15 protein-coding genes and 1 riboswitch are annotated in these 14,031 nt (G+C 43.1%); of the genes, 11 read left to right on the top strand and 4 right to left on the bottom strand.

Annotation, left to right across the window (positions count from 1 at the left end; translation table 11 throughout):
* Nucleotides 1-269 precede the first annotated feature (269 nt).
* The 3 genes from MH117_RS22830 to MH117_RS22820 all read left to right on the top strand — a co-directional run bounded on the left by MH117_RS22830 (nucleotide 270) and on the right by MH117_RS22820 (nucleotide 2,431).
* Nucleotides 270-1,193 carry a GNAT family N-acetyltransferase gene (locus MH117_RS22830; RefSeq protein ID WP_239332824.1) on the top strand — a complete coding sequence of 308 codons (924 nt, stop codon included), beginning with the start codon at nucleotides 270-272 and terminating at the stop codon, nucleotides 1,191-1,193.
* 5 nt (nucleotides 1,194-1,198) lie between these two features.
* Nucleotides 1,199-1,702, top strand: a complete 504-nt coding sequence (locus tag MH117_RS22825) for a MarR family winged helix-turn-helix transcriptional regulator (protein WP_239332822.1) — start codon at nucleotides 1,199-1,201, stop codon at nucleotides 1,700-1,702.
* Between the two features lie 84 nt (nucleotides 1,703-1,786).
* On the top strand, nucleotides 1,787-2,431 hold the full coding sequence (locus MH117_RS22820) for a DUF1796 family putative cysteine peptidase (RefSeq protein ID WP_239332820.1): 645 nt from the start codon (nucleotides 1,787-1,789) through the stop codon (nucleotides 2,429-2,431).
* A gap of 108 nt (nucleotides 2,432-2,539) precedes the next feature.
* On the opposite strand, the gene MH117_RS22815 is transcribed toward MH117_RS22820, so the two are convergent.
* Together MH117_RS22815 and MH117_RS22810 are read right to left on the bottom strand one after the other, a co-directional pair.
* Nucleotides 2,540-2,956, bottom strand: a complete 417-nt coding sequence (locus tag MH117_RS22815) for a hypothetical protein (protein ID WP_239332818.1) — start codon at nucleotides 2,954-2,956, stop codon at nucleotides 2,540-2,542.
* A gap of 63 nt (nucleotides 2,957-3,019) precedes the next feature.
* Nucleotides 3,020-3,175, bottom strand: a riboswitch (cyclic di-AMP (ydaO/yuaA leader).
* Between the two features lie 331 nt (nucleotides 3,176-3,506).
* Nucleotides 3,507-4,175 (bottom strand): NAD-dependent epimerase/dehydratase family protein, encoded by a 669-nt coding sequence (locus tag MH117_RS22810; protein WP_239332816.1) that lies wholly within the window; start codon nucleotides 4,173-4,175, stop codon nucleotides 3,507-3,509.
* 47 nt (nucleotides 4,176-4,222) lie between these two features.
* Between MH117_RS22810 and MH117_RS22805 the strand changes: the two genes are divergently transcribed.
* Entirely contained in the window at nucleotides 4,223-4,360 is a 138-nt protein-coding gene (locus MH117_RS22805; RefSeq protein ID WP_239332814.1) for a hypothetical protein, read from the top strand.
* Here the strand turns inward: MH117_RS22805 and MH117_RS22800 are convergent, their stop codons facing one another.
* Together MH117_RS22800 and MH117_RS22795 are read right to left on the bottom strand one after the other, a co-directional pair.
* Nucleotides 4,361-4,576, bottom strand: a complete 216-nt coding sequence (locus tag MH117_RS22800; protein ID WP_239332812.1) for a cation:proton antiporter regulatory subunit — start codon at nucleotides 4,574-4,576, stop codon at nucleotides 4,361-4,363.
* On the bottom strand, nucleotides 4,566-5,027 hold the full coding sequence (locus MH117_RS22795; protein ID WP_239332810.1) for a GreA/GreB family elongation factor: 462 nt from the start codon (nucleotides 5,025-5,027) through the stop codon (nucleotides 4,566-4,568). The genes MH117_RS22800 and MH117_RS22795 overlap by 11 nt, the downstream gene beginning before the upstream one ends.
* 523 nt (nucleotides 5,028-5,550) lie before the next feature.
* Here MH117_RS22795 and MH117_RS22790 point away from each other — a divergent pair.
* From MH117_RS22790 to MH117_RS22760, 7 genes are all read left to right on the top strand, one after another.
* Nucleotides 5,551-6,597 carry a lactonase family protein gene (locus MH117_RS22790; RefSeq protein WP_239332808.1) on the top strand — a complete coding sequence of 349 codons (1,047 nt, stop codon included), beginning with the start codon at nucleotides 5,551-5,553 and terminating at the stop codon, nucleotides 6,595-6,597.
* Nucleotides 6,598-6,738: 141 nt separating this feature from the next.
* Nucleotides 6,739-7,494, top strand: a complete 756-nt coding sequence (locus MH117_RS22785; RefSeq protein ID WP_239332806.1) for a class I SAM-dependent methyltransferase — start codon at nucleotides 6,739-6,741, stop codon at nucleotides 7,492-7,494.
* Between the two features lie 180 nt (nucleotides 7,495-7,674).
* The gene (locus tag MH117_RS22780) at nucleotides 7,675-8,406 is read left to right on the top strand and encodes a suppressor of fused domain protein (RefSeq protein ID WP_239332804.1); all 732 of its coding nucleotides are present in this window, start codon (nucleotides 7,675-7,677) and stop codon (nucleotides 8,404-8,406) included.
* Nucleotides 8,407-8,419: 13 nt separating this feature from the next.
* Complete coding sequence (locus MH117_RS22775; protein ID WP_239332802.1) at nucleotides 8,420-8,965, top strand: putative glycolipid-binding domain-containing protein; 546 nt, start codon at nucleotides 8,420-8,422, stop codon at nucleotides 8,963-8,965.
* A gap of 448 nt (nucleotides 8,966-9,413) precedes the next feature.
* A complete protein-coding gene (gene sigK, locus MH117_RS22770; RefSeq protein WP_028544861.1) occupies nucleotides 9,414-10,115 on the top strand; it encodes an RNA polymerase sporulation sigma factor SigK in 702 nt (233 codons plus the stop codon).
* A gap of 766 nt (nucleotides 10,116-10,881) precedes the next feature.
* A complete protein-coding gene (locus MH117_RS22765) occupies nucleotides 10,882-12,684 on the top strand; it encodes a TerB N-terminal domain-containing protein (RefSeq protein ID WP_239332800.1) in 1,803 nt (600 codons plus the stop codon).
* Between the two features lie 12 nt (nucleotides 12,685-12,696).
* Nucleotides 12,697-14,019, top strand: a complete 1,323-nt coding sequence (locus tag MH117_RS22760; RefSeq protein WP_239332798.1) for an ATP-binding protein — start codon at nucleotides 12,697-12,699, stop codon at nucleotides 14,017-14,019.
* Nucleotides 14,020-14,031 lie beyond the last annotated feature (12 nt).

The raw sequence follows: 14,031 nt of genomic DNA, 5'->3' as shown, positions 1-14,031 counted from the left end.
TCACCATAGTTACCATTACAAGGATCTGAGACTACATGTCCATGTTAGAATCCAGATCTCCCGAAATACGTGTCGTTAAAGAGATATCCCCATCAAATTAACGATTTTCATATGTTTTATCGACCTCCATCAATTTTGTTCATATTGTTTATGAAATGAGGGTTCCCTTTTGGCAGTCAAACAAGGTAACGTAGACCATGTAAGAATAGGTATACAAATTGTGTAAATAAGAGTGGAGTTCGTCAACATAAAAATAGGATGTGATATTGTTGCTGAAGACTGCTAAGTACAAGGCGGAAGACATTCAGGAAATGGCTGCCTTCATCGAGACATGCAACCAAATTCAGGAACAGCATGTCGGTTATTGTGGTGTCAAATGCGATGAAATAGCGGCAGCAATTGTAGAAATTACAGCTGATAGTTCACTTGATGAACGTTTTGTCGTTTACGAGGAAGCAGGGAGTATCATTGGTATTTGTGGGCTTGATATAGGAGCTGACAATGGAGCAGTAGAATTATGGGGTCCCTTCGTGAGAGAGGACGATGTAACGAATCAGGCTCTCTTACATGCAATATGGCAAGATATTAATAAGCTAATATGGGCAAAGGGGCAGAAAGTTACGCAGGTAGAAGGGTTCTATGATACGCGTAATAGGGTTGGTATTCCTATTTTTGAATGGCTTGGAGGAGAGTGTACCGGGGTTCACTCCGTTCTTCAATTGAAGCGGGCGCAGTGGCTATCTGCTAAAGAAGAACAGACAAGCTCGCCATATAAGACAACAGATCAGGCTGCTTTTGTGTCTCTTCATGAGAGTTGTTTTCCGGGTACATACATGAGTGCTGAAAGCCTGATAAAGAGTATAGATGACCAACATGCCTTATTTGTTTGCCGTGAGAACAGTGAGATGGCTGGTTATATTTATGCGAGCGCCAATGCCGAGTTCGGTGAAGGTACAATTGAATACATTGCGGTTGATGAACGTTATCGTCACAAAGGGATCGGAAGTAAGCTGCTGCGTCAAGCCTTATCATTTTTATTTCATTATCCTTCAATAGAAGATATTCAACTGTGCGTATCCCATTCTAACAGGGGAGCTCTCTCTTTGTATGAGAAATGCGAGTTTGTAAGGGTACGAGATTACGCACATTACAAATTGAGCATAGATAGTGAGATCATGCCCATCAGCAGGTAAAAGGGATGAACCAAGCGGAAGAGGCACCCCCCCATTTTCTAAGCAGAGAACATCATATTATTTATTTGGCTGGAAAGGTGGTTACTATGACTGAACATCTTGCTATTGGACGGCTGATATTACAACTGCGACGATTGGAGCGATATCCGAAGTCTTTCGGAGATCTAAACGATTTATCCCTCAGCGAAGTTCATACTATTGAAGCAATTGGGGAACATGAAGGTGTGGCAATGGGTGAGTTATCTGACCGGCTGTGCGTTACGAAGGGAGCCGTCTCGCAAATGATGGTTCGTTTGGAACGAAAGGAGCTTGTCGTCCGTAATACACATCCGTCAGACGCTCGAATTGTTCTTGTGTCTTTAACAGACAAGGGGCGAATCGCCTATGAAACGCAGGCCAAGATACATGAAGCTATTTATATGGAGTTAAAAGGAGAGTTTACCAGCAGTGAGCTTCGTTCTTTCGAGCGGTGTATGGAACGATTAACACAGACGCTTCGAGACCGTTAATAAAGCAAATGAGACGGAAGTCCGTACCTTTTAGCCAAGCCGTCATACAGTATAGTATACGGATTGAGACAAGAGGTGACGACGATGAAGAGGGAACAATTAGCACGATCTTATCATGCAATATATAGTATGGGGAGAAAATGTTTAGTAGCTATTCAGTTGCATCGACTCGGATTAAGAAAGTTCGGAGGCATGCTAGATTGGAATCGCTCCGTACACCTATCGAACGTTAACTTGTTGCTGCGCAATCGATTCGCAGGATATATGGAACTAGACAACCTTGAATTTACAGGTTATGACCAAGGTGATCGATGTCTTATGTTACGGGATCGTGTATACGATATTTATTCTGTTCATGATTACCCGAAAGACTTCAATTCACCTGAGCATCTGGTATCCTATCCCGAGGTTAAAGCGATGTACGATCGCCGAATACAGCGCTTTTTGGAGAAAACAGCGGTATTACCATGGTTGTTATTTATTCGTATTGATGGGACGTATGAGGAAGTTGTCGAGCTTGAAAGGCAGCTGCGTAGTTATGTCAGACATCAATTTCATATTTTGCTTGTTTTACATGGGGATCATCTTGGTATCGTAGAGATAGATTGGAACTTGGAACATGTGTGTGTTGTTTCTATAGACACAGAGCAGCTGAATGATGAGGTGTGGGACGAACTGCTGGCGAGTGTAGCGTATGAGGAATATGCAGGGCAGCCGGATAAGCCATAGGAAGACGCTGTCATTTAAAATAACAGTTGCAGGACTGCGGCTATGGGCTTCAGTCCTGCTGATGCGTGAATCTGCTAGTAGACATTTTAAAGATTCATTTTTGCTGCTTTAGATGGTTCCGTAATAGGCTTGGCAGTGGGTGATAAGCATGCTTTGCTGCGGACAATAACGATAGGATGAATGCTGCAACAGATTCGCTAGTGCTAGCTCGGTTAACTGTACCTTCTCCTCACACCATGAAGTTCTCATTTGCTCCAACAGCAGCAAAGCACCTATTGCTGATTTGCCCTTTAACCGTTCTAATTGTCGCGCCCAGCGCTGAAGATCAAAATGAGAATCATCAGGCATCAGGGTAACTTTTCCCCAGCCTTGAGCTTCCCCACTTACTACTTTTAAAATAATCATGATCGGCAATGCGGTCCTGCATTGTGTATCAGTTTCAATTGCGGACAAGCGTGACATACTAGCTAATTGATACAATTCAATGCGGTTAATGGTGTGTGCTGATGTATGGATTTCGTCCATCTTCATCCCTCCAGACTTTGTCATGATGCAAATAGGTGGTCTGTAACAAGAGCAGCAATCTGCAAGTCTCTCCTGTAACGCTTACGAGGTTAGCTGACGGATTCGGGCGATGGAGTCGCCCTACCAGTAGAGACTACCGGATTCACCCCAATGTAGGATCGTGGACCCTGAATGGTTCCCCCGCTGCTCTGTAACTAGAGCACTCAGCGATTGAAAGAATGAAGCGATGCTTCATGTTGTCTATCATAGCGCGTGGCAGCAGGGGTGTATAACGATAAAAGACCGATAAGGACGAATTAAAGGTGATTTTGAACGATAGGGGATGGATTATAGCAACGATTGAATATATTTATCCGAATTACGCCGTGCTTGCTGCAGCTATCGATAGGTTGCATATTTCGTGTTCAGCGACGGAAGGCTGCTCGAAGGCATACGAGAAATAAAAAGATGGACGAAGGCATACTGCCGGGAAATTGGATGAGATGTACGCGCGTCAAAAAGCACTTCCGCTGCGCCTGTTCACAGCAGCATACTGAAGTGCTTATCATCCTTATTTATTTAGTTGAGCAGCCATGCTGCACAGTTGGTCAGAAGGATATATGTGCGTGCCGCCAAGACCTGAGCTTGCTGCATACAGCATTGCTTCTGCTATGATAGAAGCTTGAATCGGGCGATATTTTAATAGTGGGCCGCGCAGGATAGGCGACAAGAGGGGACTGATGGCAGCTGCAGCTCGCTCTCCGAGTCGGAACTCCTGACGCGCGCCTATAATTAGCGAGGGCCGTACAATATGAAGCGCACGTAAGGGAAGTGCTTGCAGTCCAGTTTCCAAATCCCCTTTGACACGACTGTAGAAAAATGCTGACTTCGGGCTGGACCCCATCGCTGTAATGATTGTAAAAGAACGAACCTGTGCCGCAGCTGAAAGCTTCCCAGCTTGCAAGGGATAAATGTAATCTACCTTACGAAATGCTTCCTTTGACTTGGCTTGCTTGATTGTAGTTCCTAAACAGCAGAACACGTCTTCTGCTTGAAATAATGCAGCATACTGGTCTATACGGTCGAAATCTATCGTGTGTACTTCAACATTAGGAAAGGGAACGATGACAGGTCGGCGACTTAACACAATGACACGTTTATAATACGTATGAATTCGTGCCATAAGCTCGCTGCCTACTAACCCTGTTGCACCTAACACTAAGGCGGTATCTTTGGTCATCAGCTAGCCCCTTTCAAGATGAATATTCGTTCGTCCATTATAACATAATGATCATTTGGAATGAGAACAAGCTGGATCTGGTTGTTCAACTTGCTTCATCCAACTTATATCTGACGTTAGAAGAATATAACGGAAAGAGCCACTATGCTCTGCCAAAAAAGGCGAGCGCAGCGGCCCCTCTGTAGCTAATCGATTAAGCCGGCAATAATGGCGGCTGCAGTGCCTGCTTCTTTGTCATCCAGCGTAACAACGGATTGCATTTCATCAGGATCATCGGCTTTCATATGGAAGAGGTCATGTCGACCATCCAAATGCACAATGATAACCAGTGTGTCTCCAACTGCGGTATGCAGACTATATTTCCGGCCGATACCTGGCAGGTCTGCTGCTTTAACGTTCATGTTGACATCCTCCCTCGATGTCCTCTGCAGTAAAGGTGACCTTGTCAATTCGAATATCAATTGTTCCGGCTGGTGTATCAATTGTCAGTATGCTTCCGATAGTCGCAGTAAGCAGTTGTCTCCCCATAGGAGACAGGAATGAAATTCGATTCTCATTGGGCTCCGCATGCTGCGGGTAGACGATGGTAAAGGAATCCATATCGTGATCTTCTAGATAGGTGATTCTAACCTGGCTGCCAATCAGTATCACTTTGCACAATTGATCATCAGGCAGGTTGAGCAGCTCTCGAATACACGAAGAATAACGTGTCACAATCTGTTCTGCTTGTGTGCGCTTGTCTCCAAATGCGGGAAAGACCGCATCTAGAAATGCCTGCTTCTCTTCCTCTAACGCAATGAGCTGACGTTGGACATGCTGCCTAATTTGGGTGGAAGTGGCGCTATGGTTCATAGTAGACTTCACCTCCTATATGATTGCGGTTACATTTGAAAATGAGCATGTTCATCTAATCTCCTCCAGACATAATAAAAACCTCCACGTTATGAGGTCCTATCAATAGTTTAACATATAAATCTTGTAGGTAAGCAAACGGCTTACAACGTGTGTTTCTATGAGAGGAATGTCATATTTAAATACGATAGAAAGCAGACGTGAAGTGGCCATTAAAAAAGACTATTCATTTATTTCATACATAATAATTTTACAGACTACCTTCTCTATTTTTTGTCCTGTAGGGTAACAACTTCATTAAGCAGCTGACGTAGCTATGTGGGATACATAAGGGGCAATATCGGTGATGGAATGAATATCCTTCCTAATCATTAACTTTATAGTATGATAGAGAAACAGGGACAATTAGACAGGTCCCACGGATTGATCATATTCCTGTCGTCTTATCTAATCTACATATAAGAGGACGACTGTATTGGAACTGGTTGTACATAGTGAGAAGTAGAGAGGAGAGGTAGCTGTTATGAGTATGTATTATACGTATGTTGGCACTTATTCCCCTGAGGATCAGGATGGCATTCATCTATTGGCGTTGGACACCGAGCAGGGCAGCTTGAATCTGCTGCAAGGCTTTGCAGGTATTGATAGTCCTTCATTTTTGACCATTGACGCGAAGCGACATTTCTTATATGCCGCCAGCGAGACGGTGGACGGCAGCGTTGTCTCGTATCGGTTGGACCCGTCAACCGGACTGCTAGAGGAGATTAGCAGACAGAAGACCCAAGGGGATCATCCCTGTCACTTAAGTGTAGATGAGTCTGGCAGATGGCTGCTTGCGGTAAACTATTCAAGCGGGAATGTATGTGTATATCCGATTGATGAACAGGGTGCCATCCAGAAGATGAGCCATCACGTGCAGCATGCGGGCAGCAGTGTTCGTCTTGACCGCCAAGAAGCGCCACATCCGCATTCCATTTTCCCAATGCCGCAATCTCCATTCTGGATCGTACCTGACCTAGGCTGCGATGCATTGTTTGTGTACAAGCTCGATCCGATAAACGGCACGTTGGAGCTGCAATCGACGACACCAATGGAAGGTGGAGCGGGACCTCGCCACGTTGTATTCCATCCGACTGAGCCATGGGTGTATGCGATTGGCGAATTAGACTCCAAGATAGCTGCATACCAGTACTCGCGAGAAGATGGGTCATTGACGGCGCTTCAGACCGTGTCCACACTACCTGAAGGATATGACGGAGAATCGTATTGCGCAGACATTCATATTGATCCTGAAGGACAGTATCTATATGGTTCGAATCGTGGGCATGACAGTGTCGCGGTGTTCCGCATACAAGCAGACGGGACCGTATCTCTTGCTGCTCACACGGGAACAGAGGGTGCTTACCCGCGCAACTTTGCACTTGCACCAGATGGCACTTACCTGCTCGCGGCTAATCAGAATTCAGATTCGGTCACCTTATTTAAGCTGAATGAGGGTATACCTGAATATACTGGCGTACGTTTAGAGATTCCAAACAAGCCTGTCTGCTTGAAGCTGCTTGGCAAGTAGGCAATAGTTCATCTAATGTAGCAAATATTTTCTAATATGTCTCCTAGGGGTTATTCGATAAGCTGATGCTGTGTAAACAGGTCAGCTTATTTTGTTAGCATACCGTAAGAGTCGGGCGAGTTGAAGAGAGGAGGGTGAGTCATGAAAAATGCTGATAAGTTTACTGGGAAAGCATCAATCTATGCCCAATACCGATCGAGATATCCCAAGGCGTATATTGATTATTTAATGGATATCAATGAGCTAACAAGTAATAATACGATCGCTGATATAGGTTCGGGTACAGGAATTCTTACGCAGCAGCTCCTAGAGCGCGATGTACATGTCATTGCTGTTGAGCCCAATGCAGAGATGAGAAAGACAGCCGAACTGCAATTGCATGCTTACACAAAATATACTTCCGTACCAGGTACAGCCGAGCAAACGACGCTTCCAGATCTCTCCGTGGATCTGATTACAGTAGCGCAAGCATTCCATTGGTTTGCTGTGAGGTTATTTCGAGAGGAATGCCAACGCATCTTAACACAAGACGCGAACGTTGCTTTGGTCTGGAACAGCAGAGATACAGCAAGTGATCTTGTGCAAGAAAATGCAGCAATTTGCAAGCGGCTTTGTCCGCCTTTTCGAGGTTTTAGTGGAGGGATTGAGGAAACTCCTGAGCGATATGGACAATTTTTTAAAAATGGTTTGTATGAATATAAGCAATTTGAGAATCACTTGACCTTTGACCTGAATGGCTTTATCGGTCGTAATTTGTCCGCTTCTTACGCACCTCATCAGGAAGATGTGCATTATGAGCGGTTTGTTCAATCGATCACCGAACTATTTTACAAGTATAACAAAGACGGTGTACTGACAATGCCTAACTTAACACGCAGTTATATGGGCAAAGTGTAGGGTAAAATGTACAGGACTAAGCTCTCATGACCGCAGGTGGTTGTGGGTTGAATGAGGCAGCTGATGCACAAAAATAAAAGAAATCATTTCCATGACGGGGAAATCATAGTACATTAGTAGTTGGGCCTATTCTACACATTTGATTGCCCTTACATAATACATATCTACTAGGAGGCTCCTATGAGTAGCCAAGAACTATCCGCGTCAGGACAACCGATTTACCGTCATGAAACCAGACAGCATGAATTCCAGTTGGCAGCAGGGAATGAAGAAGCGATTGAAAAGATCACGCAGCATGTGGAAACTTATATTGGTCCAGTTGAGGGTGTATTTCATGAGATTATCTCGGATCTTGTTCACTTAGATATTCTTATTGTGTCGCCCACACCGGAACGTAACTACTATACGTTGGTGACATGTGGGATGAGTAATCTCCCGATGACTGTTCCAGAGGGAGCAGAGAACTTTAAATATGCGGAATTGATGATCTGCTTGCCGGCTTCATGGAAAGTATCTGAGGAGGCGTTTCAAGATGAGGCCAACTATTGGCCTGTCCGCTGGTTGAAGACGCTGGCAAGAATGCCGCATGAGTATGATACTTGGCTGTATGCCGGACATACGATCCCGAACGGTGATCCAGCTGAGCCTTTTGCGGACAACACCAAGCTGGCGGGGATGATGCTGACTATTCCTACCACAATTGAAGAGTTGGAAGCTTTCTTTAGTTTGCCATTGTCAGAGGAAAAGGAAGTTCATTTCTTCGGCCTCATACCTTTGTATAAAGAAGAAATGGATTTCAAGCTTAAGCACGGCGTAGATGATTTGTTTGACAAGCTGAACAAGATCGAGGTAAACGAGATTGTACAGGCGGACCGTAAAAATGTATGTAAAAAAAGATTCGGTCTGTTTTAAGAGGGTATAATACATGGTACATCATGTCATATGGAAACGGGTCCCTGATCATGGGATAGAGTACTGTGAGGTAACTTTTGGAGCGGCTATGAGGATCAAAGGCAATCTTATTTGTGCCAATGATAATGGCAGGTTCTCAGTCCAATATACAGTGCTTTGTGATCAGGACGGCAGCACGCGGCAAGTTGAAGTCCGCGTGCAGCAAGAGCAGGGGCATACAACGTTAAACGTGGAAAGAGATCACCTTAACCGTTGGACCTTAAATGGCCTTGAGCTCTCTGAGTTAAATGGCATCAAAGATATCGATATCGGTGTTACTCCTGCTACCAACTTGCTGCCTATCCATCGCTTGAAGCTGGAAGTAGGGCAGTCAGCCCAATTTGATGCGGCATGGATTCGGTTTCCTGAATTAACGCTTCAGCCGATGAAGCAGCAATATGAGCGAGTGGGAGCTAATACTTATATTTATAAGTCAATAGAGAGCGGGTACACGGCTAAAGTATACGTGGATGCAAATGGAATTGTCACGGATTATGAAGGCGAGTGGCAGCAAGTCTAACAACAGGATATTTTTATGAACAGGCTGCCGGTTACATACGGCAGCCTTGTTTTTTAGTTGGAGATAAAGGCAGTTTAATGTATTCATGGATGGCGGAAGCTCGGGAGAGGGGGAAATTCAGTTATGATTCCAGATTGTCAGACTTTAATAGTAGAGTCAAAAAACAGGGATAAAATGCTTGTTTTTCTAGGGTCACACGCCAAAAAGGCCAGACGCGGTAGACTCTCTCCTCTTCTTGCTTTAGTCAATGGTATCCGGCAAATGCTTTGTGCCTTGGTACGATAGTGCTCAACAATTTTGCAGCCGCTCATTCCTCCCGTACATGCACTTCTGGGCCACCGCCTACATACAATGTATAACTGTGCTTGGCGTGATCGGGCTGAAATCCCTAATCGTGCAGGGCAAAGCTGTACTACACAACGTCGTCAGACTCTGGAGGTGACTAGACATGACGGGATTATTTGCAGCGATTGCAATTTTTATTAAACAGTTGTCATTGCTCGTGTCTTATGTTAAAAACAATGCTTTTCCGCAGCCGTTAGCAGAGGACGAAGAGATGAAGCATTTGCTGCTCATGGCCGAAGGTAACGCTCACTCGCGTAATATGCTTATTGAACATAACCTCCGTCTGGTGGCTCATATTGTCAAAAAGTTTGACAATACCGGCGAGGATCTGGAGGATCTGATCTCGATCGGAACGATCGGCTTGATTAAAGCGATTGAAAGCTTTCAGCCGAACAAAGGAACGAAGTTGGCGACCTTTGCCGCACGTTGTATCGAGAACGAAATACTTATGCATCTTCGGAGTCTGAAGAAGACCCGCAAGGATGTGTCCCTGCATGACCCGATCGGAACGGATAAGGAAGGAAATGAAATTACACTGATCGATATTCTCGGTACTGATGGCGACGATGTCGTTGAGAAGGTGCAGTTGAAGATCGAGAAGAGCAAGATTTATCGGAATCTCGACATATTAGATGAGCGAGAGCAAGAGGTTATTCGCGGCCGCTTTGGATTGGATGGAGGCGGAGAGGAGCGGACGCAGCGCGAGATAGCAAAGGAACTGGGGATCTCCCGCAGTTATGTATCTCGGATTGAGAAGCGAGCGCTGATGAAGCTGTACCATGAATTTTATAAGGTGAAGCGGTGATTGCCATTCAAGGGGAAAAGCCTGTAAGAGTGAGAGATAAGCCTCTCATGATTGCAGGCTATTTGCGTTGTGACATCATGACCTAATGGGAGCATATTAACTGGCTTCAGAAGGGATGGGTTTTGAAAGAAATTCGCTTTAACAAAGACGGCAAGTCTGTAGGAAAAAATAAAGTAAAACACGAGGTAAAAAATAACTATTTACGGAGAAAGAAGCGCCTTGAGCATTGGTGAGATTGTGGAAAAACTTAAGAAATATCAATTTTACTAAAACTAAAATCATTGAGTCATAACGAGCGACTTGGTCAGCTAAATACATTGCATGAGTATATCACCTTTAGCTTAGAACGCAAATTAACGATTCTATCACCCAAGTCTATATCAGAAATCCTATCTTGATCGTTTCTCTAAGGCGCACATTGTGCATCATGATCCAATAGTACCTCGAAGTAAGGTCATGGGTATTATATTAAATCGTTTGAATTAAACAAATTTCTGTTTATGCTCATTAGATGAAGATTGTTAAGCAAGTTGCGAAATAACCTATAAGAGTGAGAGCTGAATTTCTCATTTTTATGGGTTATTCTTCGTGTGAGGATGTATGCAATTCTAAGCTTACGTATCATAGTCTCCGTTATGATGTACTTAAATTAGGACAATAGTGGAGAAGAATGCAAAATCTATCTCCATTTTTTCTTTTCCAAGACTTTCTATTTGGTGAGTAGTATAATAGTACTAATTCTATATAGGAGTTGATCGTGCTAACCATGTACCAAATTTCTAAAAGTACATCCACAGCCCTTTTACTTTGTTTTTTTCTTGGTTCTTTCGGGGCTCATCATTTTTATCTTAGAAGGAACAAGCTTGGTATTTTTTATCTTATGTTCTGTTGGACGTATGTGCCGCTTATTATTTCACTCATTGAACTGCTTTTTATACCCTCACGTGTCCGTCGGTTTAATCTTACCAATGTTTCTTCCATGGAAGAAGTTAAAATAAAAACAACTACACAGAGTCTGAGTGTAAAAGAACAACCGCGTATTAAAGAAGATGTAGCACAAAGAAACCTGCCTGATGGGGGATTTAATTTAAAGGTTTTATCAATAGATATTCTTAGTGGTAAACACAAAGTGCAAGTCCGTTCCAGAAGCGATTATGAGATCGAATTTACCCCGTCCTATCAGTTTGATGAATTTTATGACCAATCCTATAACAACCGCAATCATATTGTTAAAAGTGCTGCTTTTGAACCATTTCATACGTACTGGCCCACCTTTGGGAGTATGTCCAAGTTTCAACAGCAGTGGTACTTTTATTGGCGTGAAGAAGTTGTAAACGGCAACTACCCGGACACTGATTTAAGCTATATTTTCTTATTTACCTATGAATTAATGGCATATTCATTTGAGCCCAACCCTAACAAGTCGGTCGCAGTACTTATCCGTATGTATGAAGCGTATCAGGAAAGGTACACGAAGTTAAATGCATACTTACCTGAATGGATAGGGGATTTGTTTTATGAGGGTGAGAGGGAGGATCTGGCTGCAGATTGGTACGCCCGTTCATCCGTTCGATCTGCTTCACATGTCGGACAATATGAGGCGTTTGATCGGTTTAATTCAGCTGAATTATTCATAAAGATTCCATTTCGACTTTGGAAAAAACAGTTTATTTATTACAGGACAAATCAATTTAATAAGGAGCATGCTGCGCTCCTTACTAGAGCCTATAAAAAAGGATTAGAAGAGACAAATCTATACTACCTTGAAGCTAATAGAAAAACGCTAATCGATCATTGGTTTCCTATGCAACGGTCAGAATCTACTTATTTATTCCGCTCTGCTGTTATGACAAGAAAAAGATCTTCCGTGTCTAAACAAGTGATACGCCGAGGGCCGACGCCGCAAACTCATCATGAATTGAATGCATTACTTAGGTTTGTTGAGAATTTGGTTCGGGTAAACCAGGGCATTAACAGGAAGATAAAGGTGGATGAAGATATGATCCCTGATGCTTTGAAGAAAAGACTGGAACAACGCTTCTCCTTAGTCCAAAAATCAGCAACGGGTACTAAAACATCGACTATACCGCCGGAACTTACTGTGAATCTTACGGAATCGTTTGAATTAGATACAGAGTTAATATCGCGATTAAAGCTCGAAAGTGACGCTATTCAATCTGCTTTACAAGTTGAAGATTTGGAGACTCTAGTCCTACAAGAAGCAGCAGTTTCAACTGAAAGGGTCCAAGCGGAAAAGCCCCTACAAGAAGCAGATAGTGAAAATCCGTTAGCTTCATTAGGAAGTGGTGCCTCGCAAGAGGTTGCATTATTTGCTTCACAGTTGACAGACCTTGAACGGGAATTCCTGACGATGTTTACAGATGAAGTTGAACCTATTAAAAGTTGTACGGCCTTCGCTAAAAAGCGAGGAATGATGCTTAATACGTTAATTCATACAATTAATGAGAAAGCTGTCGAGTATCTCGGTGATGTTCTGTTAGAGGAAGATAGGGATAACTATATCGTCGTTGTTGATTTTATTGATATTATTGATGAAGTAATTAGCTAGGAGTGGATGAGCGTGATAAGGAAAAAAGATAGCAATGCTATTCTACAATCACTTGCAGGAGGAGTGGTGCCGCGAACAGGTCTGGAGCACATTATTGTGGGCCGCCGACAAGAGACGGAGCAAGTAATGAATGAGCTATCACAAGTTAAAGATGGAGCCTCGGTTATCAAATTTTTTATTGGCGATTTTGGTAGTGGTAAGAGCTTCATGTTATCGATTGTAAGACATATTGCGTTCAAGGAGAAGTTCGTTGTTGCCGACGTTGATTTTACGCCTGAAAGACGTTTATATGGTGGGGAAGGCAAAGCGGTAGCGACTTACTCTGAATTTATGAAAAACTTGTCCACTGCAACTCGGCAGGATGGGGGAGCGCTACAAACCATTATCGAACAATGGATTACAAATGTACAATTTACAGTTCAACAAGAGAAAAACATAACAGATATCAATTATGAAGATCCTAACTTTGTAGCGGCAGTAAAGATGAGGATTAGTAGTGTTTTGTCTCAGCTTGAGAACTTAGTTGGTGGGTTTGACTTTGCCAAAATACTGACTTGTTATTTTGATGCTTACATCCAGGATAATCGTCACCTTCAAACAAGTGTACTTCGTTGGCTTCGGGGAGAATATACAACAAAAACCGAAGCAAGGAACGACCTTGGTGTAAGGGACATTATCGATGATCAGAATTGGTATGATTACTTGAAGCTATTTTCTATGTTTGTAACGCATGTAGGATACTCAGGATTAGTGATTAATTTCGATGAGGCAATTAATTTATATAAAATTACCCATCCTCAAACCAGAGAAAAGAACTATGAAGTTATATTAAGTCTCTTTAACGATATTACGCAAGGGAAAGCCGGGCATATGTATGTGACATTTGCAGGTACCTCTGAATTTCTCGAAGATGAACGAAGAGGACTCTTCAGTTACGAAGCATTAAAGAGGCGTCTTGTAACCAACAAGTTTGAAACGGCAGAATATCGTGATTTGACACAACCTGTTATCCGTTTATCAACACTTCGGAAAGAAGAATTATTTGTTTTGCTTCAGAAAATAGCAAATATTCACTCCGTTCACCATGGCTACCAAGGAAGTATTATGGAACAAGATTTGAAGAGCTTTTTAGTAGCCATCTATTCACGGCCGGGTGCAGAGAACTTGATTACTCCCGGGGAAGTTGTGAGAGATTTTATTGGAGCCCTGAATGTATTACATCAGAATCCATCTATGGAGCGGACGACGATTTTTTCAAAGGTTTCTGATTCACTGTATCAATCTTCGGAACGTACTACGAATGTATTTCAAAGATTTCAAAAGACGAATCAGTAAGGAGAGCACTTA

Origin of the sequence: Paenibacillus sp. ACRRX (assembly GCF_022346885.1) — a bacterium.
Taxonomy (GTDB): domain Bacteria; phylum Bacillota; class Bacilli; order Paenibacillales; family Paenibacillaceae; genus Paenibacillus_B.
This window is presented reverse-complemented; position numbering and strand designations above follow the sequence as displayed.

Bases quoted from the DNA above. Each gene is read 5' to 3' on its own strand.
- MH117_RS22765 (WP_239332800.1), top strand. From the start codon at position 10,882: ATGTACCAAATTTCTAAAAGTACATCCACAGCCCTTTTACTTTGTTTT.
- MH117_RS22795 (WP_239332810.1), bottom strand. From the start codon at position 5,027: ATGAACCATAGCGCCACTTCCACCCAAATTAGGCAGCATGTCCAACGT.
- MH117_RS22805 (WP_239332814.1), top strand. From the start codon at position 4,223: ATGATCATTTGGAATGAGAACAAGCTGGATCTGGTTGTTCAACTTGCT.
- MH117_RS22780 (WP_239332804.1), top strand. From the start codon at position 7,675: ATGAGTAGCCAAGAACTATCCGCGTCAGGACAACCGATTTACCGTCAT.
- MH117_RS22815 (WP_239332818.1), bottom strand. From the start codon at position 2,956: ATGGACGAAATCCATACATCAGCACACACCATTAACCGCATTGAATTG.
- sigK (WP_028544861.1), top strand. From the start codon at position 9,414: ATGACGGGATTATTTGCAGCGATTGCAATTTTTATTAAACAGTTGTCA.
- MH117_RS22790 (WP_239332808.1), top strand. From the start codon at position 5,551: ATGAGTATGTATTATACGTATGTTGGCACTTATTCCCCTGAGGATCAG.
- MH117_RS22820 (WP_239332820.1), top strand. From the start codon at position 1,787: ATGAAGAGGGAACAATTAGCACGATCTTATCATGCAATATATAGTATG.
- MH117_RS22775 (WP_239332802.1), top strand. From the start codon at position 8,420: ATGGTACATCATGTCATATGGAAACGGGTCCCTGATCATGGGATAGAG.
- MH117_RS22785 (WP_239332806.1), top strand. From the start codon at position 6,739: ATGAAAAATGCTGATAAGTTTACTGGGAAAGCATCAATCTATGCCCAA.
- MH117_RS22825 (WP_239332822.1), top strand. From the start codon at position 1,199: ATGAACCAAGCGGAAGAGGCACCCCCCCATTTTCTAAGCAGAGAACAT.
- MH117_RS22800 (WP_239332812.1), bottom strand. From the start codon at position 4,576: ATGAACGTTAAAGCAGCAGACCTGCCAGGTATCGGCCGGAAATATAGT.
- MH117_RS22810 (WP_239332816.1), bottom strand. From the start codon at position 4,175: ATGACCAAAGATACCGCCTTAGTGTTAGGTGCAACAGGGTTAGTAGGC.